This window comes from Nocardia otitidiscaviarum NBRC 14405, assembly GCF_000308635.1.
GTDB lineage: Bacteria > Actinomycetota > Actinomycetes > Mycobacteriales > Mycobacteriaceae > Nocardia > Nocardia otitidiscaviarum.
In genome coordinates, this window is record NZ_BAGD01000089.1 from 1 (window position 1) to 24,227 (window position 24,227).

Below are 24,227 nucleotides of genomic sequence, written 5' to 3' on the forward strand. Positions count from 1 at the left end.
ACCCGTCAGGCCGTGCGGCGCGGCGCGCCGAACCAGAGCCGGGCCGCCTGCACCGCATAGTCGAGTCCGGTGGCGACGGTCAGCACCACCGCCGCGTACATCAGCAGCATGCCCGCGGTGAACCAGCCGTCCGAGAGCGGCAGCAGTAGCACGGCGATGGCCACCGACTGCACCAGCGTCTTGAGTTTGCCGCCGCGACCGGCCGGAATCACCCCGCGCCGGACCACCGCCAGGCGCAGCAGCGTGATCCCGATTTCGCGGGCGCCGATGACGATGGTGATCCACCAGGGCAGATCGCCCAGCATGGACAAACCCACCAGGGCCGCGCCGATCAGCGCCTTGTCCGCGATCGGATCGGCGAGCTTGCCGAAATCGGTGATCAGCCCGTATTTCCGGGCCAGCTGCCCGTCGATGCGGTCGGTGACGGCGGCGATCCCGAACAGCGCGGCCGCGGCCCACCGCCAGCCGGTGTCGTGGCCGCCGCCCGCGAACAGCGCCGCCAGGAACAGCGGCACGATGGCGATGCGCAGCACCGTCAGCACATTGGCCACGTTCATGAGCGGTACGGCGGCCGGTTCGACGGCGCCGACCTCCGGTCGGGGTGCGGGCGCGAACCCGGAATGCGGGGAACCCGCCCCGGCCCAGCGGCCCTCCTCACGCTGCACGGTCACCAGCGCCCCCACCGGCCGGCGACTCGGCCAAGGGACCCGGCGACGACCGGGCAGCGGGAGGACTGGATGTGCGACACACCTTCAGACTATCGGTACGGGGGCCGACTACTGTGCACCCCATGACAACACGGGCACCTCACAGCGGTTCGGTAGACGGCGCGGCGGCGGGCACTCCCGCCGTGCGCCGCGCCCGTGCCTCGGATGTGCCCGAGATCAAGGGCCTGGTCGATATCTACGCGGGCCGGATCCTGCTGGAGAAGAACCTGGTCAATCTCTACGAGGCGGTGCAGGAGTTCTGGGTGGCCGAACTCGACGGCCGCCTCGTCGGCTGCGGGGCCCTGCACGTGCTGTGGGCCGACCTCGGCGAGGTGCGCACCGTGGCCGTGCACCCGGACGTGAAGGGCTCGGGAGTCGGGCACATGCTCGTCTCCCAGCTCATCACGGTGGCGCGGGAGCTGGAACTGAAGCGCCTGTTCGTGCTCACCTTCGAGGTGGACTTCTTCGGCCGCCACGGTTTCGCCGAGATCGACGGCACCCCGGTCACCGCCGAGGTGTACGCCGAGATGTGCCGCTCCTACGACACCGGCGTCGCCGAATTCCTCGACCTCAGCTACGTCAAACCCAACACCCTCGGGAACACCCGAATGCTGTTGAACCTCTGAACCTTTCGACAACCGTCAACCATCCCCCCGACCAGGAAGCTCCACCCGTGCCGATCTTCGCCGTCCACTACACCTACACCGATGCCACCGCCGCGGCCCGCACCGAACACCGCCCCGCGCACCGCGCCTTCCTCAACGGACTGGTCGACCAGGGCATCGTGCTGACCAGCGGCCCGTACCCGGACGGCTCCGGCGCGCTGCTGCTCTTCCGCGTCTCCGAGGCCGAGGAGATGCCGAAGCTGCTGGCACAGGATCCGTTCGCGCAGCTGGGGCTGATCGAGGAGGTGCGGTTCGTGGAGTGGCTGCCGGTCATGGGCGCGTTCGCGGAGTAGCCGGGCGCGGTCAGCGCCGCATGCCGGCGAGCAGCGCCTTGCCCGTCAGCTTGCGATCGGCCGTGAGCAGGTAGGAGACCGGCGTTTCCTGGATGGTGGTGCGGCGAGCGCGCATCCGGTCCGCGACGTACGGGACGACCGCGAAAGCGAAACCCGATCCGGAACCGGCGAGATCGGAGAGCGCGGGAAGCGTCGCCCCGGTGCTCGCGGCGGGCAGATCGACCTTGATACCGAGCAGACCGGGTGCGGCGTCGATACCGAAGTCGTCCGACGCCCGGCACAGCTCCTCGAGCCGGGGTTTGGTTGTCGACCGGTAGACGTCCCGGAGTCGGCGCCGTGCCGACTCCGGCCCCTCGGCGAGCACGACGCTCTCCAGTTCCTTCGACAGCGATCCGATGTGCTCCCGGAAGGCCCGCAGCGGCCCCGCGTGGCGCTCGCGAAACGACAGCAGCGTCGACAGCGGCACGTCACGCAACCGCTCGGGCCGCAGCGCGGCGTGCGCGGCGAAATGAATGTAGGCGTGCTGCGCGTCCTCTTTCACCGGCTCGGCCGTATCGTCGTCGACCAGCAGATCGTAGAGCCGGTCGATGGTGCCGACAGCCGCGTGCGCACGGGGGTCGTCGGTCACGGGTGAGACCCGCTGCCGCGCCGCCACCACATCGGCGAGCGCCGTCCGGTAGACGTCGGCGAGGCGAGGATGCATCCCCAGGTACGGACCGGTCGCCTCCTCGACGGCCACCGCCAACCCCTCCTCCTCCAGCAGCCGGGACAGCGCGAGGTGCGCCTTCGGTCCGTCGGTGCCGACGTGCACCCACGCCAGACCCGGGTACGCCCGGCGCGGCCCACCGGACCTGCGCGGCGTGGCCGCCGACCCGGCCGAGTCCACCACCGCCCGCCACGCGTACGGCTGCAATACCCGCGGCTCCCCCGAGGTGATGATGTCGCCGAAGATATTGGTGAGCCGCCGCAGATCCTCCCGAACCGGCTCCACGTCGTGCAGGAAATCGGTCTCCGCGCGCAACCTGGCCACCGCGTCCGAATCGGTATCAGTGGCCGATCGCGGCCGAATTCGCGCGAGATGATCCCACGTCAACAGGGCCAGTTTCAGCCAGTTCTCGTTCCGGAAACGCATCCACGGGTAGTACAGGGCGATCTGTGACACGGCCCCAGCATGCCAGCACCACCGGAGCGCTGTCTCGCGAAAGCACTGCCGCATCCGAATTGCGTTCGGCAGCATTGGATCTGTTCTTCGATGGTCCGGCAAAACCTTGCGACGCCACGTCGCTGAGACTAAAATCACAACTGTCAGTGGGATTTCCGTTTCCGAGCAATCCGGCCTCGACCGCACACCGAATCGTCGAACACCACTGGGCTCGATCACGACGCGCCCACATTCCGAATGTCCAATCCTTTCGGCGTATTCGTCGAAAAGCACATCTTCGACCGTTCCGTTGATCTCTTTTCCGTGCCTCCGCTCCCGTCAGCGAGAAGTCCTGCGGCACCAGACGATCCGACGAATCGAGCGAGAGGTGCGCATGCGCTCCGTGAATTCCATTCCCACTGCGCCGAAAGCGATGCCGCTGCTCGGGCACGCGGGTCCGCTGCTCCGAGATCCGACGCGCTTCCTCACCTCGCTGCCCACCACGGAAAGCCTGATCCGGATTCGTATCGGCCCCGCCCGGATGGTGCTGGCCTGCGATCCCGCGACGGTTCGCCAACTGCTGCGCGACGATCGGACCTTCGACAAGGGCGGGCCGATCTACGACCGAATCCGCGAAGTGCTGCGGGACAGCCTCGCTTCCTGCCCGTACGAGGCACATCGCCGGCAGCGCCGCCTGGCGCAGCCCGCCTTTCGCTCCGACCGCCTCCCGCTGTACGCGCAGACGATGACGGAATGCATTGTCGACGTCATCGATTCCTGGCCCGACGACGAGCCGCTGAACCTGCTGACGGAGATGATGACGATCACCTCGCGCGTCACGGCCTCCACCCTGTTGTCGAACAGCCTCCCCGCCGAACTGCTCGATCGGCTGCTGACCGATATCACAACCCTTTTCGACGGCTTCTATCTGCGCACCTTCCTGCCGCCGCCACTGGACCGCTTTCCGTCACCGGGAAACCTGTCCTACCGCCGCGCGCACGCGCGCCTGCGCCGCACCGTCGACGACATCATCGCGGCACGACGTCGCGCGCCCGCGGACCACGGCGACCTGCTGTCCGCCCTGATGTCGGCCAGAGACGTCGAACACGACGGCGGCGGAATGAACGACGAGGAGATCACCGACACCATCATCGCGTTCTTTCTCGCCGGCACCGAGACCACCGCGACGACGCTGGCATGGGCGCTGTACCTGCTGGCCCGCAATCCCGACGTCGAACACCGGTTGCACGCCGAGGTCGACGCGGTCCTGCCGGACCGGACCGCGCGCTATCCCGATCTGCGTCGACTCACCCTGACCGAACGGGTGATCACCGAAGCGCTGCGCGTCTACTCACCGGCCTGGCTGTCGATGCGAGTGGTCACCGGCCCCACCACGCTGGGCGGGTACACGCTGCCCGCCGGCACGACAGTGGCCTACAGCCCCTATCTGATCCACCACCGGGCGGACGTCTTCCCGGAGCCGGAGATCTTCGATCCGGATCGATGGGATCCCGATTCCGCACAACCACCGCCGGAGCACTTCATCCCCTTCGGCGGGGGCGCGCGAAAATGCATCGGCGACAGATTCGGCATGACCGAGGCGACCCTCGCGCTGGCGACCATCGCGAGTCGCCGGCGATTACGGCTGTCGACCACCCGGGATGTGACCCCGGCGACGGGTCTGCTGCTGCGACCTCGAAATCTACTGATGACGGCCAGCTCCCGACACACCACCCCGGTCCGCGCGGGCGACAAGGCCGACCGATGACAGCGGAAGGCCGACAGGCGACCAATGACGGATTGCCGATGCCGCGACTGTTCATGCCGTTCGACGAGTGCACCGAGAATCCTGCGATGAGCGCCACCGCGGCCGGGGTGTGGGCATGGGTCGACTCGTTCGAGCTGACTCCGACCGACAGCAGCCGGAAGCACCTGGAGCGCACCGAAACCCCGTGGATCGCGAGCCTGTTCTACCCGCAGGCTGCACCCCACGTCCTGCCCGTGCTGACGCAGCACCTGGCCTGGGCCTTCATCGTCGACGATCAATTCGACGACGGTCCGGTGGGGCGCGATGTCGCACAGGCGACCGCCGCCGTGACCGAGCTCCGAGCCCAACTGGAGACGGCTCCGACGCGGGCCCGCAGCCGCCCCGCGCGAGCGCTGCGCGATATTTGGACGCGCGCCGTCGCGCGGCGGTCGCGGGGTTGGATCGAACAGTTCAGCACCAGCACCGGGGAATGGCTGGATTCACTGCGCCTCGACGCCGAGGACCGACGGCACGATTACCGCCCCACGATCGCGGAGTATCGACGACGGCGACGCTATGGGTCCGGCATGCCGATGTTCTTCGACCTCGCGGAACTCTCGGTCGGAGTGGATGTCGATCCGCGGCTGCGCGCCCTGCCGGAATTCTCGCGGGCTCGGCTGTGGCTCGCGGAATGGATCGGATTGCACAACGACATCTACATGGCGCGAAAGGATCTCGAGATCGACCCGGCGCACAATGCCGTCTGCATCGTCCACCGCACGGGTGGGCTGTCCCTGGAACAATCGCTCGTCGCCGTTTCCGACATGGCGGATCACTGTATGAGGCGATATCTCGAATGCGAGCGCGAGTGCCGCTCGGCATTCGATGCGACCGCGGCCTCGGCTCGGGATCGCGCCGACGCCGAACAGTGCTTCGTCTCCTACCCTCAGGTCTGCCGAGCCTGTTTCGATATCGAGGGTCGCACGCAGCGGTACCGGAACGCGTCGGACTATCTGGCCGCCGCGCGGCACAGCCGAGACGAAGCACCCGACTGGACCGCACAGCGCCTGTTCGGCGATTGACCCGGGCCGCATCCATCCACGGCCGCCGGACCGGAGCGCAGTGCGCGTTCCGGCGGCGGCCCGAGATCAGCTGTTGTGGGCGGCCTTCTCGATGAGTCCGGCGATCTCGGCGGGGCGGCTCAGCATCGAGGCGTGGGCGGCGGGGAGGGTGACGATCCGCTCGTCGTCGGCGACCTGGGCGGCCAACTGCCGTTGCAGCTCGGGCTGGATCATCTTGTCCTCGGCGGAGATCTGATACCAGGTGTTCGCGCGCAGGGTCTCCCACGCGGGTACCGCGTCACCCGCGCCCGCCAGGGAGAGCACCGAGGTGGGCTTCTGGACGGCGGCCAGCACCGCGGCCTGGGTGGCGGGCAGGTCGGCGCAGAAGTCGGCGTGGAAGCGGGCGCGGTCGAGGACGAGGTCGGGGGCGTCGTCCGCGCCGATGTTCACCAGGTCGGCCGCGCCCTGGGAGGCGGCACCGAATTCCTGGTTGATCGCGAAGGCCGACTGCCCGGCCTTGGGCGCGTAGGCCGCCACGTACACCAGGCCGGTGACGTCGGCGCGCCCGGCGGCGGCCTGGCTGATGACCGCGCCGCCGTAGGAGTGCCCGGCCACGATGGTGGGTCCGGCGAGCAGGTCGAGGTCGCGGGCCACGGTCGCCACGTCGTCGGCGAAGGTGCGCAGGGACAACTGGCTGGCGACGACCGTACCGAAGCCGTCCCGGTGCAGCAGTTCGATGACGGGGGCCCAACTGGAGGCGTCGGCCCAGGCGCCGTGCACCAGTAGCACGTTGGGGTGGTCGGTCATATCCGCTCCTTGTTCGCACGCGAATCACCGCGCACGGTCGGGGTTCTCGATCGCGACCACCGTGTGGCAGAGGACTCAACGCCGTGTGAAAGCTCGATGAAAGCACAGCTCAAACGCTGTTGTGGGCGCGATCGAAGGCCCGCTGCGCCCGGTACTCGGCGCGGCCGCCCACACCGTCACACATAGGATGAATTTCCCTGTGCCGATCGGGCGCAGGCCAGGTTGCGGAGGTTGCATGGACCGGCACGACGCGGAATCCGGAGCCCGGACCGGGCTGCGGTTCATCGTGCTCAACGGCGTCGAGGTGGAACGCGACGGCATCCCGGTACCGCTGGGACCGCCGCAGCGGCGGGCACTGCTGTGCGCCCTGGCCTTCCGCCGCCGCCAGTGGGTGTCGGCGCGGACGCTGCTCGACGCCCTCTACGACGGGGCCGCCCCGGCCAGCGGAATCGGCGTGGTGCGGACCCATATCTCGGCCCTGCGCCGCGCGCTGGAACCCGACCGGCCGCCGCGCTCCGCACCCATGGTGCTGCTGTCCGGCCACGGTGGATACCAGCTGCGCATCGACGACGACCGGATCGATCTCGGTGTCTTCGATCGGCTCGTCGCCGACGCCGAACTGGTCCGCGCCGATCCGGTGTCCGCCCAGCAGCGCTACCGCCGGGCCCTGGGCCTGTGGTCGGGCGAACCGCTGGCCGGAATGCCGGGCCCGTATGCCGAGAGTCAGCGCATCGCATTGATCGAACGCCGCCTCGCGGTCGTGGAGGACAGTCTCGAGGTGGACCTGACACTCGGGCAGGCCGACCATGTCATCGAGTGCGCGCGGCAACTGCTGGCCGACCATCCGCTGCGGGAGCGCGCGGCGGGGCTGCTCATGCGCGCGCTCGCCGAGCGGGGGCGGCGCGCCGAAGCGCTCGCGACGTACACGCGGATACGGCGGCGGCTGGTGGACGAACTCGGGGTGGAGCCGGGTGCCGAACTGTGCGCGCTTCAGGCGCGAATCCTGAACGGCGGCACGGACTTCCGGGTCGCGACCACTCCCCCACCGGTATCGGCGGACCCCGCGCCACAGCTGGACCCCGCGCCACCACTGGACCCCGCACCACAGCTGGACCTCGCACCACCAATGGGCGCCGCACCGCCACTGGACGACGCACCATCACTGCGCGACGCACCATCACTGCGCGACGCACCATCACTGAACGCCGCAGCACCAATGGGCGCCGCACCGCCACTGGGCGAAGCGACACCGGGGCCGGGCTTCGCCGCTGGGCCACAGCATGTTTCGCCGCCCACACCAGGTGCTGCCACACCCGTGCGAGCAGGTTCACCGCTCACATCGCACGCTGCCACACCGTCGCACGAAGTGCCGACACCCACGCGGAACGCCGATGCGCCACTGCCGCCCGGCCGTCGCGAACAGGTGGATCGCATTCTCGCCGCCCATCGCCGCACCATCGCGGGTACGGGCGGGGTCGTGCTGATCTCCGGCTATCCGGGATATGGCAAGACCGCACTGCTCGAGGCGGTGGCGCGGCGGATTCCGTCGTCGTATCGCGCCAGCCTGGCCGCTCCGGGCGGCCGCGAACCGCGCGTCCTCGACATCATCCGCGCCGCCCTCGGGGCCGCGGAGATCGAGCCACCCCACGATCTCCCGACGCTGGTCGACCGGGTGCGCGACCTGTTGGCCGCGGTGTCCGCCGCGCATCCGCTGGTGCTGTTGCTCGACGACGTGACCGACGGCGACGAGCCATCGCTGCGGCTGTTGACCGCGCTCGCACCGGCATTGCGCTCGATGCCGGTGCTGATCGTGGTCGCCTTCGACGACCGGCCGTGGTATCCGCTCGTCACCTCCGAATGGCATGCCGCCCTGGAGCGCGGCGCGATCACCACCGTCCGGTTGGCGGGGCTGGGTCCGGCCGCGATCGGGGCGCTCGCCGCCCGCGAACTGGGTCGCCCCTGCCCCGCCGAATTGGCCGCCGACATCCACCGCGCCACCGCCGGTATGCCGGTCCTGGTCACCGCGCTGCTCGACGATCTGCGCCTGCTGGACGACCCGCGCACGGTGCCCGCCCGGCTGCCCGGCGGCGGCTACGCCCGGGCGGTGCGCCATCAGCTGAGCCGGTATTCCGTCGACGGTGGCCGGATGCTGCGCGCGATCGCGGCGTTGCAGCACGGGGAGCCACCGCTCGCGGTGCTGGCCGCCGCCTGCGAACAGGACGCGGCGGAATTCCGGGAGCGCTGCGAATTGCTGGTGACCGTCGGCATTCTGGACGATGCGGCGCGACCGCGGCTGTGCCATCCACTGTTCGCCACCACCCTGCTGCGGCTGGCCGCGCCCGAGGAGATCGAGCGCATCCGGCTCGCGGCCGCCCGCCAGGCCCGACGCGAATCCTGTGATCCCCGCACGGTCGCGCGCTACCTGCACGGGCTGCGCGGCGAGCGGTGGTCGGGTTGGGTCCCAGCGCTGGTGGAGGCGGCCGACGAGGCCGCACGCCACCGCGACCTGACCGAGGCCGCCGACCATCTGACCGCGGCGCTGCGCATCGCCGGATCCGAACAGCGCGAACACATTCTGATCCGGCTCGGTCAGCTGAAGTTGTGGACCGACCCGGCCGCCGCGCGCGAGTACTTCGACGAGGCCGTGACCAGTCAGCGGAGCCGGGGTGTCACCCCGACGGCCGTCATTCCGCTCGCCTGGGTGCTCGCCACGGGCCGCCAAGCCGACGCCGCCCGGACGCTGGTCGAGGAGGTGATCGCCGAGACCGCCGTCCGCGATCCGGCCGCCGCCGTCCCGCTGCGCGCGTCGATGTGGATGATCGCCGCGCTCACCGACCAGTCCTGGCGCGACTTCGTCGCCCGGCTGCGCCGCGAACCCGTCCGCGACACCATTACCGCCGCGGTGCTCATCTGGGACGACGCCTTCGCGGTCCGCTGTAGCGCACAGCAGGCGCTGGCCCGCTTCCCGATGTTCGGCTCCGGTGATCACCTGCCCCGGGAGATCGGCGGCATCGTCGCGTCGGTGGCCATGTGGGCTGATGATCTGACCCTGGCCTGCCAACTCAGCGAGCAACTCGATGACCGGTCCTTCGGCGATCTCGACGTCTACCGCCGTGTCGTCTACACCGAAGCGCTGCTGCGCGGCGGCCGCTACACCCGAGCCCTGGCCCAATGCGACCTGATCGGAACCGATCCGGCCCGCCCCGTCACCCGCCGCCCGGCCGCCCTGGTCGCCCAGTACGCGCACGCGCTGCTCGGCCTCGGGCGCGCCGACGAGGCCGAGCACTGGCTCGACAGCGTCACCGATCAGGCCAATCCCGAAGCCTGGGAATGGACCGTGGTGAAGTACGTGCGCGCCCTGGTCTGCGCCGCGCGCGGCCGCGCCCGCGAAGCCGCGACGCTCTTCCTGGACTGCGGCCGCCGCACCGCCGCGAAGGGTCTGGCCAATCCCGCCCACATCGCCTGGCGCAGTTCCGCCGCGCTGCAACTCGTTTCGCTGGGCGAGACGGCCCGAGCGCGCGAACTCGCCACCGCCGAACTGGAACTCGCGCTCCGCTGGAACACTCCGTACACGCTCGGCCGCGCCTACCGCGCGGTGGCCCTGACTTCCGATGAGTCCCAAACGATTCCACTTCTGCACCGAGCGGTCGACCACCTGCGGCACTCCGAAACCGTCACCGAACTCGTTCTCGCCGAGATCGACCTCTCCGACGCCCTCCGGCGCGCGGGTGACGACCGCGGCGCGCGGGAGCATCTGCTGACCGCCCGCGATATCGCCGCCGGGCGAGGTGCGACGCTGTTCACCGACCGTATCGACGCGCGCTTGCGCTCCCTCGCCGTCGACCGTCGCGCCGGCCGCGACCCCGCCCAGGACCGGGCGGTGGCGGAGGGGCGGATGCAGGCCGCTGCGGGCTGACCTGATACCGCGCTTCCCCTCGGGCGGTGCGAGGGAGGAGACTGCAGGGATGGGTCGGGAGGGTGAGCGGTGAATCCGCGGGACGCGGTCCAGGATCTCGGGTACGCGGCGGGTTGGCGGCTGGTGCGCGCCCTGCCGGAGCGGTGGGCGCTCGGCCTGTTCGGCCTGGCGGCCGATCGCGCGGCCCGCGATGGCGGGCCGATTCAGTTGCGGCGCAACCTGGCCCGGGTGCTGTCCACGACACCGGAGCAAGTGCCCGACGACCTCGTGCGCGCGAGCTTGCGCTCCTACGCGCGGTACTGGTGCGAGTCGTTCCGGCTGCCCTCGATGGATCCGGTACGACTGGCCGAACGCATCGAATCCGTGGCCACCGGGCTCGAACACATCCATGCGGCCGTCGCGGACGGTCGCGGCGCGGTGCTCGCGTTACCGCACTGCGGCAACTGGGATCTGGCGGGAGTCTGGGTGGTGCATCGGGTGGGATCGCCGACCGTGGCGGCCGAGCGGCTGCGGCCGGAAGCGCTGTACCAGCGTTTCGTCCGCTTCCGGGAGGGCCTGGGATTCGAGATCATCCCGCTCACCGGCGGCACGATGCCACCATTCGAGCAACTCACCGCGCGACTGCGACAGGGACGCATCGTCGGGCTGCTCGGTGAACGCGACCTGACCGGCTCGGGCGTAACGGTCGACTTCTTCGGCGAACCGGCCCGCATGCCCACCGGCCCCGCCCGGCTGGCGATCGCCTCCGGCGCACCCCTGCTGCCGGTGCGCTGCTGGTTCACCCCCGGCAGCTGGGGCTTCCACATCGACGAGCCGATAGACACCACCGGCGGAGTGCTGCGCACCACCCAGACACTCGCCGACCGCTTCGCCGCCGCTATCACCGCGCACCCCGCCGACTGGCACATGCTGCAACCGGTGTGGACCGCCGACTTCCGCGCCGCCCGGCCCGACGGCGGAATCTGATCGCGCCTGCCTGTCGAACGCACTCGTCACGAACTCGGCTCCTCCGGCGACGGAGTCGTTCGCCGACCAGCCGGGACCCTGACGCTGGTCGGCACAGTTCATCGACCAACCACCAGCACAGCGATATGGTGCGCTCTGCCGTCGACAGAACTCCCTTTCGTCGGTACAGGTCGGCTAGATGTCGAATCCGCGGACGAAGACGAGGAAGCGTTCGGCGATAGCGTCCGGGTGTTGGGCTGGGGCCCAATGGTTTCCCTCGATGACGTACGTGCGCAGGTTGGGCACGAAGGCGCGCGGGGCGCTCGTCTGGCAGGCGACGGTGACGTTGACGTCGTGCACCGGTGCGAGCACCTGTGTCGGGACCGAGACCGAGCGCGGGCGCGGCCGTAGCAGGCGGCCGAGATTGGCTCGGTACAAGGCGATTCCGTCGATCGCGTCCGCCTGCGACGACGGCGTACGCGGTACGGTGCCCGCGGGTTCGCCACGGGTGCTGGAGACGGCGACGACGCGGTCGACGACACCGCGACGGACAGCGAATTCGGCGACGGCGGGCACCTGGAATCCCAGTGCGTAGGAGGAGCGCGCCAGTTGCGACAGCACGGCGCGCGGCTGGTGGGCGATCCCGCGCAGCCAGGTCCCCATCATGTCCAGCGAGGGCCCGGAGATGCTGGTGAACGTCGCGATGCGGTCGGTCAGGCGCGGGTCGGCCACCGCGTCCCATGCCTGGATCGAGCCCCAGTCGTGGGCGAGCAGGTGCGCGCCCTCGGGGGCGACGGCGTCGACCACCGCCACCAGGTCGTCGACCAGCCGCGCGATCCGGTAGGCGCTGGTCGATGTCGGGTGATCGGAGCGGCCCGCGCCGCGCATGTCGTAGGCGATGACGCGGAAACCGTCATCGCGCAGAATCGCGGCGACCCCGTCCCAGATGGCGTGATCGTCGGGATAGCCGTGGATGAGGACCACGGCCGGGTCGGATGGGGACCCCTGCTCGTAGACGGCGAGTTCGACGCCGTCGGTCGAGGTGACCGTGCGGGACGGTCGCTGCGGTGCGATCTGGGCCATGACGCCTCCGTGCCAGGTTCGTCAAGCAATGATACTCTTGAGACAGGATTTGACTTTCTGTCTCACACGATACGGTTGCCCTGATTCGCCTGGCAACAAGGAGCGCACCGCGAGTGACCGAGAGCACATGGACGCACAGACTCACCGATCCAGACCCGGCGGTGCTGCGACTGCTCGACGACCCGGACGAGGTCACCGCCCGCATCCTGACCGCCGCCGTCGAGCAGATGGCCACCGTAGGCTGGCGCCGCTCGACCATGGAGGACGTCGCCAAACGCGCCAAGGTCGGACGCGCGACCGTCTACCGGAAATTCCCGAACAAGACCGTGCTCACCGACGCCGTCCTGCACGATGAACTGCGCAAATACCTGGCCGGGAGCACCGCGGCGGTCGCCGGCTGCACCGATATCGCCGAACGATTGGCCGAAAGCGCCGCCTACACCACCGAATACCTGCGCGAACACCGCCTGCTGCGGCGACTGCTGGAAACCGAACCCGACACCGCCCTGCCCGGTCTCACCCTCGACGCCGGACCCCTCATCGGCCTGTTCCGAGAGTTCTGCGTCGCCCTGTGGAAACACGAACTCTACGGCGACACAACGATTTCCGATCACACCGAACAGCATCTGCGCACCGTGGCCGAACTCCACATCCGCATCGCCCTGTCACTGCTGCTGACCGCCGACACCGCCATCGCCCTGGACACCACCGACCAGGCACGCGAGTTCGCCCGCCGCTACCTCGCCCCCATGCTCACCACACCGCCGGACCAGCCGGAGTAACCCACACTCGACATACCCGAGTTCCGCGCGATCCGCAGAGTGCCGAATCCGGCTCGACACGCAGGGTCTCGACCGCGCCCGCTACCGGATGTGTCGCACCCCACAGTCGACGGCGCGATACGCCGAATCGCGACCATATCCGGATATCCGCGTCCACGAGAACCAGATCCACTGCGGGCAGCGAACTCTCGTCGACCAAGTCAGACTTGACTCCGCTGAATCAAACTGATTCGATTCGAATCATCATGGTTCCACTGAATCACCCTGCGGAGGACGCGGCGGCTGCGGCGGCAGTCATCGCGAATTCCGGTGTGCGCCAGACGCATCCGCGTCAGCAGCTGGGTGTGGAGCTACGCCGGCTGCGGGATCTGGCCGGAATCTCCGGGCGGGAACTGGCCAAGCGGGTCGGCATCAGCCAGTCGACGCTGTCGCGGATCGAAGCCGGGCAGGTGGTTCCCCCGCTGCCGCAGGTCCTCGACTGGGCCGAAGCGGTCGGTGCGGAACCGGATTGCCGCCGGTCGCTGCGTACGCTCACCGAGGCGGCGCACTCGCCCGAGGTCAGTGACTGGGCGGCCGCGCTCGCGGACCGCACGCATCTACAGGACGACGTCCGGGCATTCGAAGAGGACGCGCAGACGGTGCGCAACTTCCAGCCCTCACTGGTGCCGGGTCTGCTCCAGACCGCCGACTACGCCCGCCGGGTGTTCGCGAATTTCGATCCGCCCTATGCGCCCGACGCCCTGGCGGCCGCACTCGCCGCACGGCTGGAGCGCCAGCGGGTGCTGTACGACCCGACGAAGCGCTTCGAATTCCTGATCACCGAAGCGGCCCTGCGTTTTCGGCCCGGTCCGCATCGCGTGCTGCTCGCCCAGCTGGACCGAATCATCTCGATCGAGACCCTCGATACGGTCACCATCGGGGTGATTCCGCAGGACATCGAGGCGAGCACCACGATCCCGCACGGTTTCGTCATCTACGAGAACGCCGACCACGCCGTCGCTTCCGCGGAGCCGATCGCGGGCAGCCTGGTCACGCGCGGACCCGAACTCGTCGACGCCCACCGTCGCCACTGGGTGGCACTCACCCGCATGGCCGTATTCGACTCCGATGCCCGAGAATTCCTCGCCGAACTCCGAGCCGAAATACACCACGTCGCAATGAATTGACCTGTTTCCAGCGGCCGCACGAGGGGTCGGCCGCAACTGGGGGTGGGGGTGGTGGTGCCGCAGCGAATTCGCTGCGGCACCACCGACCGGCGTCGATCACCGAATCAGTCACCGAAATCGAATTCACCGGCCCGCACACCCGAGGTGAACGCTCGCCACTCCGACCGCGTGAACCACAGCGTCGGACTGTGCCGATCCTTGGAATCACGCAATGCGATCCGGCCGTCGTGGTACGCGACCTCGACGCAATCACCGCCACCGTAACTGAAGCTGCTCTTGGCGAACTTCGGGCCGCGACGCTCCCCGCGAATCATATTGCCGTTCATGGCATTCATTCCTTCCCCCGGAGAGTCACTCCCCATGACCCTCGCGTACAACGCTGACGACACCCACACTGATATCCGGACCCCCAGCTGCGCAACTGATTTCGTCCGGACCCGCGCGCTGATACATCGAAACGCTCATGAACGCAACCTTACGGCCACCCACCGACAAGTTACGGTGGCGTACGGGCCGCGGCGACGCGGCAAATCGGCAGGTCGGAAAATCGTTTTACCGCCGCCCGATCGCATTGCTACCGTGGTCTCGACACGTTCCTCCGACAACCGGGAAAGGCGGCATCGTGACCGAGCCGACACAGCGTCGCATCGCGCGCACCCTCGCCTTCCCCCGACGCCTCCGCGCAGGCGTACGGAGCGTTCCCTAGATCTCACCCGAGATCCACCACAGGGGTCGCTCCAGGGCACACTGCCGGAGCGGCCCTTTTCGTATCCCCTTCCCTCGTAGCCCAATTGGCAGGAGGCACCGGATTCAGGATCCGGACAGTGTGAGTTCGAATCTCACCGAGGGAACCCATTCTTCTCGCCCCGCGCAGCTCAGCGCGGAGTGGATGTCAACGGCGACATCCGCGCGGGGCCACGTGTCCGTAGCTCAGCCGGAAAGAGCGCCTGCCTACGAAGCAGGAGGCCGGGGGTTCGAATCCTCCCGGGCACACGACCGCCAGACCCGACACCACCTACCGGCCCCGCGGACAGCCACCGATCACGATGCGGCACCGCGCGTGCGGCTACGCCGATGCTGCTTACCGGCACCGTGAATCGGCCACCGAATCGGTCCGGGACGTAAAGGAATTCAGCATGTGGACCAGTAGCGGGATACGGCGTTCGTAGATCTCGGGATACGCGGCACGCAGGGGGTGCTGGATGGCTTCGCTGTCGAACAGGTCTACGAGGATGAAGACAAGGGTGGCGAAGTCCTGTGCGTCGAGATCGAACTCGGGGCCTACGATGCGAGCGGCGGTGTCGATCATGAAAGGGCCGACGTCGGTCATGGAGTGACGCATCGCGTCGCGGAGCTGCTCGTCGGTTCGCGCCGCCGTGGTGAGTTCCAGGATCGCGTGGTGGGTCGGATTGTCGGTCAACTCGTGCAGCACCCGCAGCAGGGTCTCGATGTCGGTCCCGCTCGACGCGTCGGCGAGCTCCTGAACGCGGCGAGTCACGAGTTCGGCGTTGCGGCGTACGGCTTCCCGGGCGACAGCGGCCATGAACTCGCTCATGGTTGGGAAGTGACGGAACAGTGCGCCGTAGGAGATGCCGGCACGGGCGGTGACGGTGTTGGCCGAGGCTCGGGCGTAACCGAGTTCGTCGAGAGTCGCGATCGCAGCGTCGAACAGTTTGGCGATGGTGGCTTCCCGGCGTTCCTGCTGTGTCCTGCGCACCGGTCAACTGTAGGACATCTCATTTAGATGGTGACCTATCGCTATCTTGCTTGCCGGGTGTGTCCCCCGTTACAGTCCTACTCGCCGGTAAGAAGATGGGCGGAGAGCGGGGTTCCGATGAAGGCTGGACTATCGATTCGCAGGACAACAGCGCGGTCACTGGCCGCGACGGTCGCACTGGCGGTGAGCGCGATGTTCGTGGCCCCGTCGGCGTCCGGTGAGCAGAACGAGCGGTTCACCGGTATCGACGGGGGCGAATACGCCGCCCGGTGGACGGAAGCCGTGGACGGGCCGCAGCCTTACAACGGCATCGTGCCCGATCTGGCGGTACCGATCACGATGGACGACGGCACGGTACTCGCGGCCGATATCATTCATCCGGCCGAGGACGGCCGGGTCGCCGGCGGTCAGCGACCGGTGATCTTGCAGATGCAGGGCTACGGCAAACTACTGATGCTGATCGGACAGGCCCTGCTGTATGCCGCCGACGACCTGGGAATCAAAGCGCCGCTGGAGAATTGGATCGGTTCACTGAATCTTCCGGGAGTCGGCCTGGACGGCCTGTTCGAGCTGACCCGGCAAGCCGATTCCGGCGCCATCGAAGCCGCGGTGCAGGACTGGGCCCTCGTCGACGCCGGCTACACCCTGGTCCAGGTCGATCTGCGGGGCACCGGCAGTTCACAGGGTGCGTGGCAGGTTTTCGGTGACCGCGAAAAGCAGGACATCGCACAGGTCATCGATTGGATCACCCGCCAGCCGTGGAGCGACGGCAACGTCGGCACCATGGGAACCTCCTTCACCGCCATCACGGCGCTCGAGGCCACCGATCGTCAGCCGCCGGGTCTGAAGGCCGTCTTCGCCTACGAGGGCAGCGCGGACCTCTTCAACGACATCACCGGCACGGGCGGTGCGGTCGGCGTCGGATTCCTGATCCCCTGGCTGCTGGGCGTCAACGCACTCAAGATGCTGCCGGACATCACATCCCTGGCCGTCGGCAAGTTCGATCCCGAACAGCAACTGCAGTGGCTGCGCGATCGCCTCGCCAATCCGCTGACCCTGGTAGACATGGTCATCAACGGCTACACCGCCATGACTCCCGACCAATTGACCGATGCGACACGGCAACTCGTCGAGCCGAATTCCTACTTGCGGCAGGGCCTGAAGACCGATGTCACCCGCATCCAGGTGCCGACCTTCATGGTCGGCGCGTGGTTCGATATCTTCGGCAATTCGCCCACCGCTACATTCAACGCCATTCCGCTGCCGCGGGAACAGAAGAAGCTGATCATGGGCGACGGCTACCATGCGGGCGCGGGTGTGGCCGGTTTCGGCCACACCGGCATGCCCCCGCGCCTGGATGTGTTGCAGCGCGCCTGGTTCGACCACTGGCTGCGCGGAATCGACAACGGCATCGAGAAGTACAGTCCGCTCACCATCAAACAGCAGGGCGGCGGCTGGGACGACGCACCGCAGTTCCCGCGCTCCGAGGTCACCTATCGGCGCTTTTACCTCAACGACCTCCCCTCCGGCACCAGTCCGCACTCCGTCTACGACGGCGGCCTGTCCGCGACCCCACGGCAGGCAGGCATCCGCGACCTGACGGTGGCGCCGGGCCTGCTGAGTCTGTGCGGCCGCGATGTCGCACAGATCACTGCGGGCGTGACCTCCATCATCGAAGCCTGCGGCAACGATTCGCGCATCTGGGAGAACGACGGGCTGAGCTTCACCAGCAGTCCGGTGACCATGCCGACCACCCTGTCCGGCCCGATCACCGCGCACCTCAACGTCGTCCACGACGCCACCGACGGCTACTGGGTGGCCACGGTCAACGACGTCGCGCCCGACGGCACCTCACGCGAGATCGCCACCGGCCAACTGGTCGCCTCCATGCGCCAGATCGACGACGCCACCAGCAAGAAGTCACCCAACGGCGATTACACCGCACCTACCTACTACCTCGACCTCGACAAACGCGAACCGACCGTGCCCGACGTCCCGGTCACCCTGGACATCGCGCTCACCCCGATCGAAGCCGTCCTGCAACCAGGCCATCGGCTGCGGGTCGACATCTACGCGAGCAATTTTCCGAAAGGCCTGCCGCCCATGATGTTCCTCGCCGACTCCGGACTCAGGCCCGAACACCTGCGCCTGGACCCCGACGCACCCAGCTGGATCAACGTGGCGCTGGACAACCCGATTCCCGAATAGGCCCCTGGATGGCCGTGCGCACCGCCGCGCACGGCCGCCGGGAGGCGTGGACAGCGATCCAGAAGATCCGCCACGGCATGAGCACGCGGCTCAGGGCCGGGTAGGCACGAATTGTCATACAGGAAGGTCGGAAAGACTCTAGACAACGCCGGGCATTCGCACTATCGGCAACCGAAAGGTATTCAATACCTTCAGGTACCCATTTCCAAGAGCCAGCAAACATTTCCCGATCTCAGCAATCCTCTTGCGGTTCCGGCACATTGCTGGCGAACAGTGTGTAACGTCGCCAGCGCTCGAATGTCTCACGGGAAAAATGCGGTGGCACGGTGCTCGGAATCGACGGTTGTCTGCAATCGATCATGGATATTCCCGGTGCGCGCTGCGCCACGCTCGTGGACGGGGCGAGCGGGCTGGCGATAGCGGCGGCGGGGCAGCACGAACTGGTTGATCAGCACGAAGACGCTGCTGCCACAACGGATGTAGTGCGGGCTGTGCTCGCCTGCCCGGCGCTGGCGAGCGGTCGCGACGGCGACGACATCAGCGAGATCGTCGTATTCGGCACGCACGGATTCCACCTACTGAATTTGGTGGACGGCGACTTCGACGGGCGACTGTTCGTGCACGTGCTCATCGACGAAACCACCGGCAATCTCGCCATGGCGCGCTTCCAGCTACGGGGCATTCTGGCGGAATTGGCCGAGGGTGGTCATGAGCGTTGATCTTGCCGCGGAATTGCGTCGGCTGGAGACGGAAAGACATACCGGCATACTGCGAGCGGGCGACGGCATATTCCATCTGGTGAGTGGCGCGATCGCCTTCGCCGACTGCCGCCGGACCACCGGCATGGATCGGCTGGTGGTGGAGGCCGGGGTGGCCAGCGCCGACGAATGGCGACGAGCCGAGATCGGCGACCCGGGGTCGCTGCTGGAGCGGCCGCGCCTGGAAGCGCTGGCGCTGCTGTCGGTCTTCGACGCCGCCTACTTCCTGCTGGAATCCACCACCACGGTGGACTTCCGGCCCGCGCCGCCGCACTGGCTGGCACCGGTCTGCCGGATCGCGCCCCGCATTCTGGTGAACGAGTGCGCCCGGCGCGCGAACCGCGAATCCGGGCCGTGGACACCGGATCTGGTGGATCGGGTACCCGTGGTGCCCGCCCGGCACTTCCGGCAGCGGCGGGTGGTGCTCACCAGCGGCGCGGCCGAAGTGCTCGCCGCCGCCGACGCCCGCCGCAGCATCACCGCCATCGCCCGCGAACTCGGCCGCACCACCTACGGATGCCTCGCGGCCGTCCGCGATCTCAGCGCCGTCGGCCTCATCGAACCACCCGCCGCCCCGGTTCGAGCCCCCCTCGTCATGGCCGAGTCGATGGTGGCCGAACCCGCGATCGGTGGCCCCACACCACCGTTGCGCCGCCGGGTCCGACAGACTCCCGTGATCTCCGTACCCGATCGCTGGGAGCCGGTCGACCGCGATGTGCTCATTCGGCTGCGGGCGGCGTTGGAGGAGCTTGCGTGACCCCGCGGAAAAGACTGCTCGGCGATCTCATGGGAAGGCTGACCAAGGTGGCGATGACCGGACCCGAACCCGATCCGGCGGTACTGGAGGAGTTGAAGGCGCTGCGCGCCCGCGTACCCCGGCTGACCGGCACGCTGGTGGCGTCCGCGGACGGACTGCTGGTCGCACACGATCTACCGCCGCACATCGAACCCGCGAGCATGGCGGCCATGTCCGCCGCACATCTGTCGCTGTCGCACCGCCTCGCCACCACCGCGCACGGTGGCGGCTTCCACGAGGTGGTGGTCAACGGCACCGACGGGTCCGTCGTCATCTACGCGGCGGGCTGGACCTCGTTGACCGTGCTGGCCGGTCCCGAGGTGAATATCGGCCGCCTCCACCTGGAGTCGCGCCCGGTGGCCCGTGCCATCTCCGACCATCTGTCGCCGACCACGGGCCAACACCGCAAAGACCAGCGCAAGAAAACAGTGGGAAAGGAATGAACTATGTCCAATCTGGATATCGCGCTCAAGGACATGATGGTCATCGACGGCGCGGTCGGCGCGGCCGTGGTCGACTACAACAGCGGTATGGCCCTCGGCATGCTCGGCAGCTCGAAGGCACTGGACCTGCAGGTCGCCGCCGCCGGCAATACCGAGGTGGTGCGGGCCAAGATGCGCACCATCGAACAGCTGGGGCTCAATGAGGATATCGAGGACATCCTCATCACCCTCTCCAGCCAGTACCACATCATCCGGCCCATGACGGGCCGAAAATCCAAGGGCCTGTTCCTGTATGTGGCACTGGACAAGAACCGCGCCAACCTGGCCATGGCCCGCCACCGCCTCAAGGGCATCGAGGAAGACCTCGAGGTGTGACCCTTACTCCGCGCCGGAGGGCTCCGAATCCGCCTCTCCCCCACCACGAATGGTGTAGAGCAGTCCGTCCAGCTCATCGGGCTTGATCAGGACGTCGCGGGCCTTGGAGCCCTCGCTGGGGCCGACCACCCCGCGGGTTTCCATGAGGTCCATGAGGCGACCCGCCTTGGCGAAACCGACGCGGAGTTTGCGCTGCAACATCGACGTGGACCCGAACTGACTTGTCACCACCAGTTCGATGGCCTGCAGCAACAGGTCGAGGTCGTCGCCGATATCCGGATCGACGTCCTTCTTCTCACCCGATTTCCCGGCGGTGACACCCTCCTGGTACTCGGGTTCCTTCTGCTCCTTGGTGAATTCGACGACGGCGTGGATCTCCTCGTCGGAGATGAACGCACCCTGCAAACGGGTGGGCTTGTTCGCGCCCATGGGCAGGAACAGGCCGTCACCCATACCGATGAGCTTCTCCGCGCCCGGCTGATCGAGGATGACGCGCGAGTCCGTCAACGACGACGTGGCGAAGGCCAGCCGGGACGGCACATTGGTCTTGATCAGGCCCGTGACCACGTCCACCGACGGCCGCTGGGTCGCCAACACCAGGTGAATCCCGGCGGCGCGGGCCTTCTGGGTGATGCGGACGATGGCGTCCTCGACATCGCGGGGAGCGGTCATCATCAGGTCGGCGAGCTCGTCGACGATGGCGAGAATGTACGGGTACGGGCGGTACACCCGCTCGCTGCCCAGCGGGGCGGTGATCTGCCCCGACTTGACCTTGCGGTTGAAGTCGTCGATGTGGCGGACCTTGTTGGCCTGCATGTCCTGATAGCGCTGCTCCATCTCCTCCACCAGCCAGGCCAGCGCCGCCGCGGCCTTCTTGGGCTGGGTGATGATGGGCGTGATCAGATGCGGAATGCCCTCGTAGGGCGTGAGTTCCACCATCTTCGGGTCGATGAGGATCATGCGCACCTCATCGGGGGTGGCACGCTGCAACAGCGACACCAGCATCGAGTTGACGAAGCTGGACTTACCGGAACCGGTGGAACCGGCCACCAGCAAATGCGGCATCTTGGCCAGATTCGCCGAGACGAACTCGCCCTCGATGTTCTTGCCCAGTCCGATCACCAGCGGGTGATGGTCGTTGCGGGTGGAGGGGGCCTTCAGCACGTCCGCGAGCCGGACCAGTTCGCGATCGGAGTTGGGCACCTCGATACCCACCGCCGACTTGCCCGGGATGGGCGCGAGCAGGCGTACGTTCTCGGTGGCGACCGCGTAGGCGATATTGCGGGCCAGCGCCGTGATCTTCTCGACCTTGACGCCGGGACCCAGCTCCACCTCGTAGCGGGTGACCGTCGGACCGCGCACGAAACCTGTGACGGCGGCGTCGATCTTGAACTGCACCAACACCTCCGTGATCGCCTCGATCATGGATTCGTTGGCGGCACTGCGCTTCTTGGGCGGATCGCCGTCGGTGAGCAGGGTCATGGGCGGCAGCTGGTAGTCGCCCTCGACCTCGCGGTCGGTGACGAACTCCAACTGCTCGGCCTGCTGCGGTGGCGGGGTCTGATCGACCACCTTGGGGGCCTTGCGCGCCTTGGGTTTCGGCGGTTCGGGCGGGGTGATGTCCTTGGCGTCCTGCAGCGGGGGTTCGCCGATGATCTCGGTGACCGCATCGGAGCCGCCGAATTCGTCGGTCGGGTAGTTGTCCGAGGGGGACTTACCGCGGCGGCGCTTGGTCTTCTGATGGATCGGGAAGCCGTCGGCGTCGTAGTCGGCCGGATCGTAGAGGCCGAATTCGCCGGGCTCGCGGTCGTATTCGTCGCCGCCGCTGCCGGTGCCGAACAGCTCGCGCATCCGCTCCGGGATCTCGCGCACCGTGGTGCCGGTCAGCAGCAGCACGCCGAAGAGGATGGCGAGCATGAGCAGCGGAACGGCCAGGAACGCGCTGAGACCGTCGCTGAGCGGGCCGCCGACCACATAACCGACGAAACCCGCACCGCGGGAACGACCGTCGATATCGGACGGGGAACCGGAGGCCAGATGCCACAGGCCGAGCATCGGGAGGCCGACCAGCAGACCGCCGAGCACCAGGCGGGGGCGGGCCTCCGGATGCGGTTCGGTGCGCATCAGGATCACCGCGATCGCCGACGCCACGAAAGGTAGTGCGGCCGAGGCGGACCCGGCGACCCAGCGGATGGCGGTATCGACCCCGCGCCCGACCGGCCCGCCCGCCGACAGCCAGACCGCGGCGGCGATGATGAAGGCGAAGGCGACCAGGGCCAGGGCGATGCCGTCGCGGCGATGGCCGTGCTCGATCTCCCCCGCCCGGCCGAGCGCCCGCGTGGTGGCGCCGAGGCCGCGCGCCAGCATGTTCCAGCCGCTGCTCACCCCGCGGGTGAACACCGCCAGCGGGGCGGTGTTCGAGCGGGCGCGGGCGGGTCGGCGGGCCGGGGAACGCCGCACCCGGCCCGCCGACGCCGACCGGCGCTGGGTGGCGGTGGCCGAACGCGGGGCCTTGGAACGAGACCGTGCAGGAGCCTGCCCCCGCGTCGATCCCGCCCGCGAACGGGACGTTGCGGTGGTGCGGGACTTACCTGCCATGCACTCAGGCTAGCCGCTGGCGCATCATCCGGACCATCCGCAACACCCACCCCACGCACATCACACCCGGGAGAGCGGGGCGATCGACGGGCGGACCGGAGGTCGCCGCACGGGTGGAGCCGGATGCGCGAGCTGCGACGACGCCGTGCCGCTCGGCTGGTTACCAGTGAACCGCACGGCGCCGAAGCCAGCCGGTCACTCGCTTGCGACACGCCGGGGAACACGGTGCGGGAGTTCAGGGACGGGTGCGGCGACACCGTTGTGCCCGGCCTGCGGCGGACGGGGCCGCGAGGCAACATCGGGCGGGCGACGACGGGGACGGCCCAGTGGAATGGTCGGCGTGAACGGTGCGTGGAAGGACTTCCTTCCGATGCCCCAGCGGTTCCACCACCCGGCGGTGCGGCTGCGGTTTCGGCGTCGTGCGGTCCCGGCGGACGCTCTGCCTGCGCACCGCGCGACGCCGGGGACGGCCGAGCACATGGTCCGGCGGGAGGTGCAGGTGCGGGCGTCCTCCAGTGCGCAGGAGATCCGCTGGTCGGATGGTGCGGGTTCGGCGGCGTGCGGCAGGGGGAACGCTCGTGGTCGGAGCGTGCTGCGGCCAGTGAGTGCGCAGGCATACCGGTCGCCCTGAGCACGCCGATGAGGCCGGGGGATACAGGCCGCATCGAACGCGCCGGACCGCCTTCGGCAGCGGGCGGATCAGCTGGCGCTGGGGAGCGGGGCGGCGGTCGCGGCGGGGATGGTGGCGGTCCAGCTGGCCAGGGCGGTGTCGAAGTCGGGGATCTGGCTGGCGGCGGTGCGGTAGCACTCGGCGGCGTCGAGGGTGCGGCCGAGGCGGCGCAGGGCGGTGTAGCGGATGAGTTGATTGTGCGGATGGGTGGTGCGGGTGGGGCCGCGGGTGGCCTCGGCGCGATCGGCCGCATCGACGGCCTCGCGAAGGCGGCCCGCGGCCAGATTGGCGAGGGCGGCGCGGGTGTGGACGGCGGATTCGAAGCGCGGGCTGCCCGCGCGGCGGGCGG

General features: G+C 68.5%; 21 protein-coding genes and 2 tRNA genes. 15 read left to right on the top strand and 8 right to left on the bottom strand.

From position 1 onward, the window contains the following. Nucleotides 1–5: 5 nt before the first annotated feature. Nucleotides 6–671: a CDP-diacylglycerol--glycerol-3-phosphate 3-phosphatidyltransferase gene (gene pgsA, locus ON31_RS20045; RefSeq protein WP_039815821.1), complete on the bottom strand. Its 666-nt coding sequence runs from the start codon at nt 669–671 to the stop codon at nt 6–8. Nucleotides 672–790: 119 nt separating this feature from the next. Here pgsA and ON31_RS20050 point away from each other — a divergent pair, with 119 nt between their 5' ends. Both ON31_RS20050 and ON31_RS20055 read left to right on the top strand, forming a co-directional pair. Then, on the top strand, nt 791–1,333 hold the full coding sequence (locus ON31_RS20050) for an amino-acid N-acetyltransferase (protein ID WP_081592592.1): 543 nt from the start codon (nt 791–793) through the stop codon (nt 1,331–1,333). 47 nt (nt 1,334–1,380) lie between these two features. Beyond that, a complete protein-coding gene (locus tag ON31_RS20055; RefSeq protein WP_029928248.1) occupies nt 1,381–1,665 on the top strand; it encodes a YciI family protein in 285 nt (94 codons plus the stop codon). A 10-nt stretch (nt 1,666–1,675) separates the two neighbouring features. On the opposite strand, the gene ON31_RS20060 is transcribed toward ON31_RS20055, so the two are convergent. Continuing rightward, nucleotides 1,676–2,827: a DUF6236 family protein gene (locus ON31_RS20060; RefSeq protein WP_115061557.1), complete on the bottom strand. Its 1,152-nt coding sequence runs from the start codon at nt 2,825–2,827 to the stop codon at nt 1,676–1,678. 106 nt (nt 2,828–2,933) lie between these two features. Here ON31_RS20060 and ON31_RS20065 point away from each other — a divergent pair, with 106 nt between their 5' ends. Together ON31_RS20065 and ON31_RS20070 are read left to right on the top strand one after the other, a co-directional pair. After that, the gene (locus ON31_RS20065) at nt 2,934–4,574 is read left to right on the top strand and encodes a cytochrome P450 (RefSeq protein ID WP_244961295.1); all 1,641 of its coding nucleotides are present in this window, start codon (nt 2,934–2,936) and stop codon (nt 4,572–4,574) included. An 86-nt stretch (nt 4,575–4,660) separates the two neighbouring features. Then, complete coding sequence (locus tag ON31_RS20070) at nt 4,661–5,635, top strand: terpene synthase family protein (protein WP_147287102.1); 975 nt, start codon at nt 4,661–4,663, stop codon at nt 5,633–5,635. 66 nt (nt 5,636–5,701) lie between these two features. Here the strand turns inward: ON31_RS20070 and ON31_RS20075 are convergent, their stop codons facing one another. Continuing rightward, complete coding sequence (locus ON31_RS20075) at nt 5,702–6,421, bottom strand: alpha/beta fold hydrolase (protein ID WP_039815800.1); 720 nt, start codon at nt 6,419–6,421, stop codon at nt 5,702–5,704. A gap of 235 nt (nt 6,422–6,656) precedes the next feature. Here ON31_RS20075 and ON31_RS20080 point away from each other — a divergent pair, with 235 nt between their 5' ends. Continuing rightward, nucleotides 6,657–10,337, top strand: coding sequence for an ATP-binding protein (locus ON31_RS20080; protein ID WP_039815801.1), 3,681 nt, complete (start codon nt 6,657–6,659; stop codon nt 10,335–10,337). A 69-nt stretch (nt 10,338–10,406) separates the two neighbouring features. Continuing rightward, entirely contained in the window at nt 10,407–11,303 is an 897-nt protein-coding gene (locus ON31_RS20085) for a phosphatidylinositol mannoside acyltransferase (protein ID WP_039815803.1), read from the top strand. 174 nt (nt 11,304–11,477) lie between these two features. Here the strand turns inward: ON31_RS20085 and ON31_RS20090 are convergent, their stop codons facing one another. Then, a complete protein-coding gene (locus tag ON31_RS20090) occupies nt 11,478–12,365 on the bottom strand; it encodes an alpha/beta fold hydrolase (RefSeq protein WP_039815805.1) in 888 nt (295 codons plus the stop codon). 113 nt (nt 12,366–12,478) lie between these two features. Between ON31_RS20090 and ON31_RS20095 the strand changes: the two genes are divergently transcribed. Next, on the top strand, nt 12,479–13,147 hold the full coding sequence (locus tag ON31_RS20095; RefSeq protein ID WP_051037517.1) for a TetR/AcrR family transcriptional regulator: 669 nt from the start codon (nt 12,479–12,481) through the stop codon (nt 13,145–13,147). Between the two features lie 245 nt (nt 13,148–13,392). Next, nucleotides 13,393–14,313 carry a helix-turn-helix domain-containing protein gene (locus ON31_RS20100; RefSeq protein WP_081592594.1) on the top strand — a complete coding sequence of 307 codons (921 nt, stop codon included), beginning with the start codon at nt 13,393–13,395 and terminating at the stop codon, nt 14,311–14,313. 104 nt (nt 14,314–14,417) lie between these two features. On the opposite strand, the gene ON31_RS20105 is transcribed toward ON31_RS20100, so the two are convergent. Beyond that, the gene (locus ON31_RS20105) at nt 14,418–14,639 is read right to left on the bottom strand and encodes a DUF397 domain-containing protein (protein ID WP_081592598.1); all 222 of its coding nucleotides are present in this window, start codon (nt 14,637–14,639) and stop codon (nt 14,418–14,420) included. Between the two features lie 450 nt (nt 14,640–15,089). On the opposite strand from ON31_RS20105, the gene ON31_RS20110 reads away from it, so the two are divergent. Continuing rightward, nucleotides 15,090–15,164: transfer RNA gene (locus ON31_RS20110), tRNA-Leu, on the top strand. Nucleotides 15,165–15,232: 68 nt separating this feature from the next. Continuing rightward, nucleotides 15,233–15,306: transfer RNA gene (locus ON31_RS20115), tRNA-Arg, on the top strand. A gap of 88 nt (nt 15,307–15,394) precedes the next feature. Here the strand turns inward: ON31_RS20115 and ON31_RS20120 are convergent. Further along, nucleotides 15,395–16,030 carry a TetR family transcriptional regulator gene (locus tag ON31_RS20120; RefSeq protein WP_039815807.1) on the bottom strand — a complete coding sequence of 212 codons (636 nt, stop codon included), beginning with the start codon at nt 16,028–16,030 and terminating at the stop codon, nt 15,395–15,397. Nucleotides 16,031–16,057: 27 nt separating this feature from the next. Here ON31_RS20120 and ON31_RS20125 point away from each other — a divergent pair, with 27 nt between their 5' ends. From ON31_RS20125 to ON31_RS20145, 5 genes are all read left to right on the top strand, one after another. Further along, a complete protein-coding gene (locus tag ON31_RS20125) occupies nt 16,058–18,238 on the top strand; it encodes a CocE/NonD family hydrolase (protein ID WP_255222181.1) in 2,181 nt (726 codons plus the stop codon). Nucleotides 18,239–18,564: 326 nt separating this feature from the next. Beyond that, nucleotides 18,565–18,957 (top strand): hypothetical protein, encoded by a 393-nt coding sequence (locus ON31_RS20130; protein WP_039815809.1) that lies wholly within the window; start codon nt 18,565–18,567, stop codon nt 18,955–18,957. After that, a complete protein-coding gene (locus ON31_RS20135; RefSeq protein WP_039815811.1) occupies nt 18,947–19,753 on the top strand; it encodes a hypothetical protein in 807 nt (268 codons plus the stop codon). Before ON31_RS20130 ends, ON31_RS20135 begins: the two co-directional genes overlap by 11 nt. Then, a complete protein-coding gene (locus ON31_RS20140) occupies nt 19,750–20,235 on the top strand; it encodes a roadblock/LC7 domain-containing protein (RefSeq protein WP_235204426.1) in 486 nt (161 codons plus the stop codon). The genes ON31_RS20135 and ON31_RS20140 overlap by 4 nt, the downstream gene beginning before the upstream one ends. 3 nt (nt 20,236–20,238) lie before the next feature. After that, complete coding sequence (locus ON31_RS20145) at nt 20,239–20,610, top strand: hypothetical protein (RefSeq protein WP_039815813.1); 372 nt, start codon at nt 20,239–20,241, stop codon at nt 20,608–20,610. Nucleotides 20,611–20,613: 3 nt separating this feature from the next. Here ON31_RS20145 and ON31_RS20150 read toward each other — a convergent pair whose 3' ends face one another. Together ON31_RS20150 and ON31_RS20160 are read right to left on the bottom strand one after the other, a co-directional pair. Then, complete coding sequence (locus tag ON31_RS20150; RefSeq protein ID WP_039815815.1) at nt 20,614–23,208, bottom strand: DNA translocase FtsK; 2,595 nt, start codon at nt 23,206–23,208, stop codon at nt 20,614–20,616. Between the two features lie 699 nt (nt 23,209–23,907). Beyond that, on the bottom strand, nt 23,908–24,227 hold a 320-nt coding region (locus ON31_RS20160), incomplete at its 5' end, for a hypothetical protein (protein WP_039815819.1).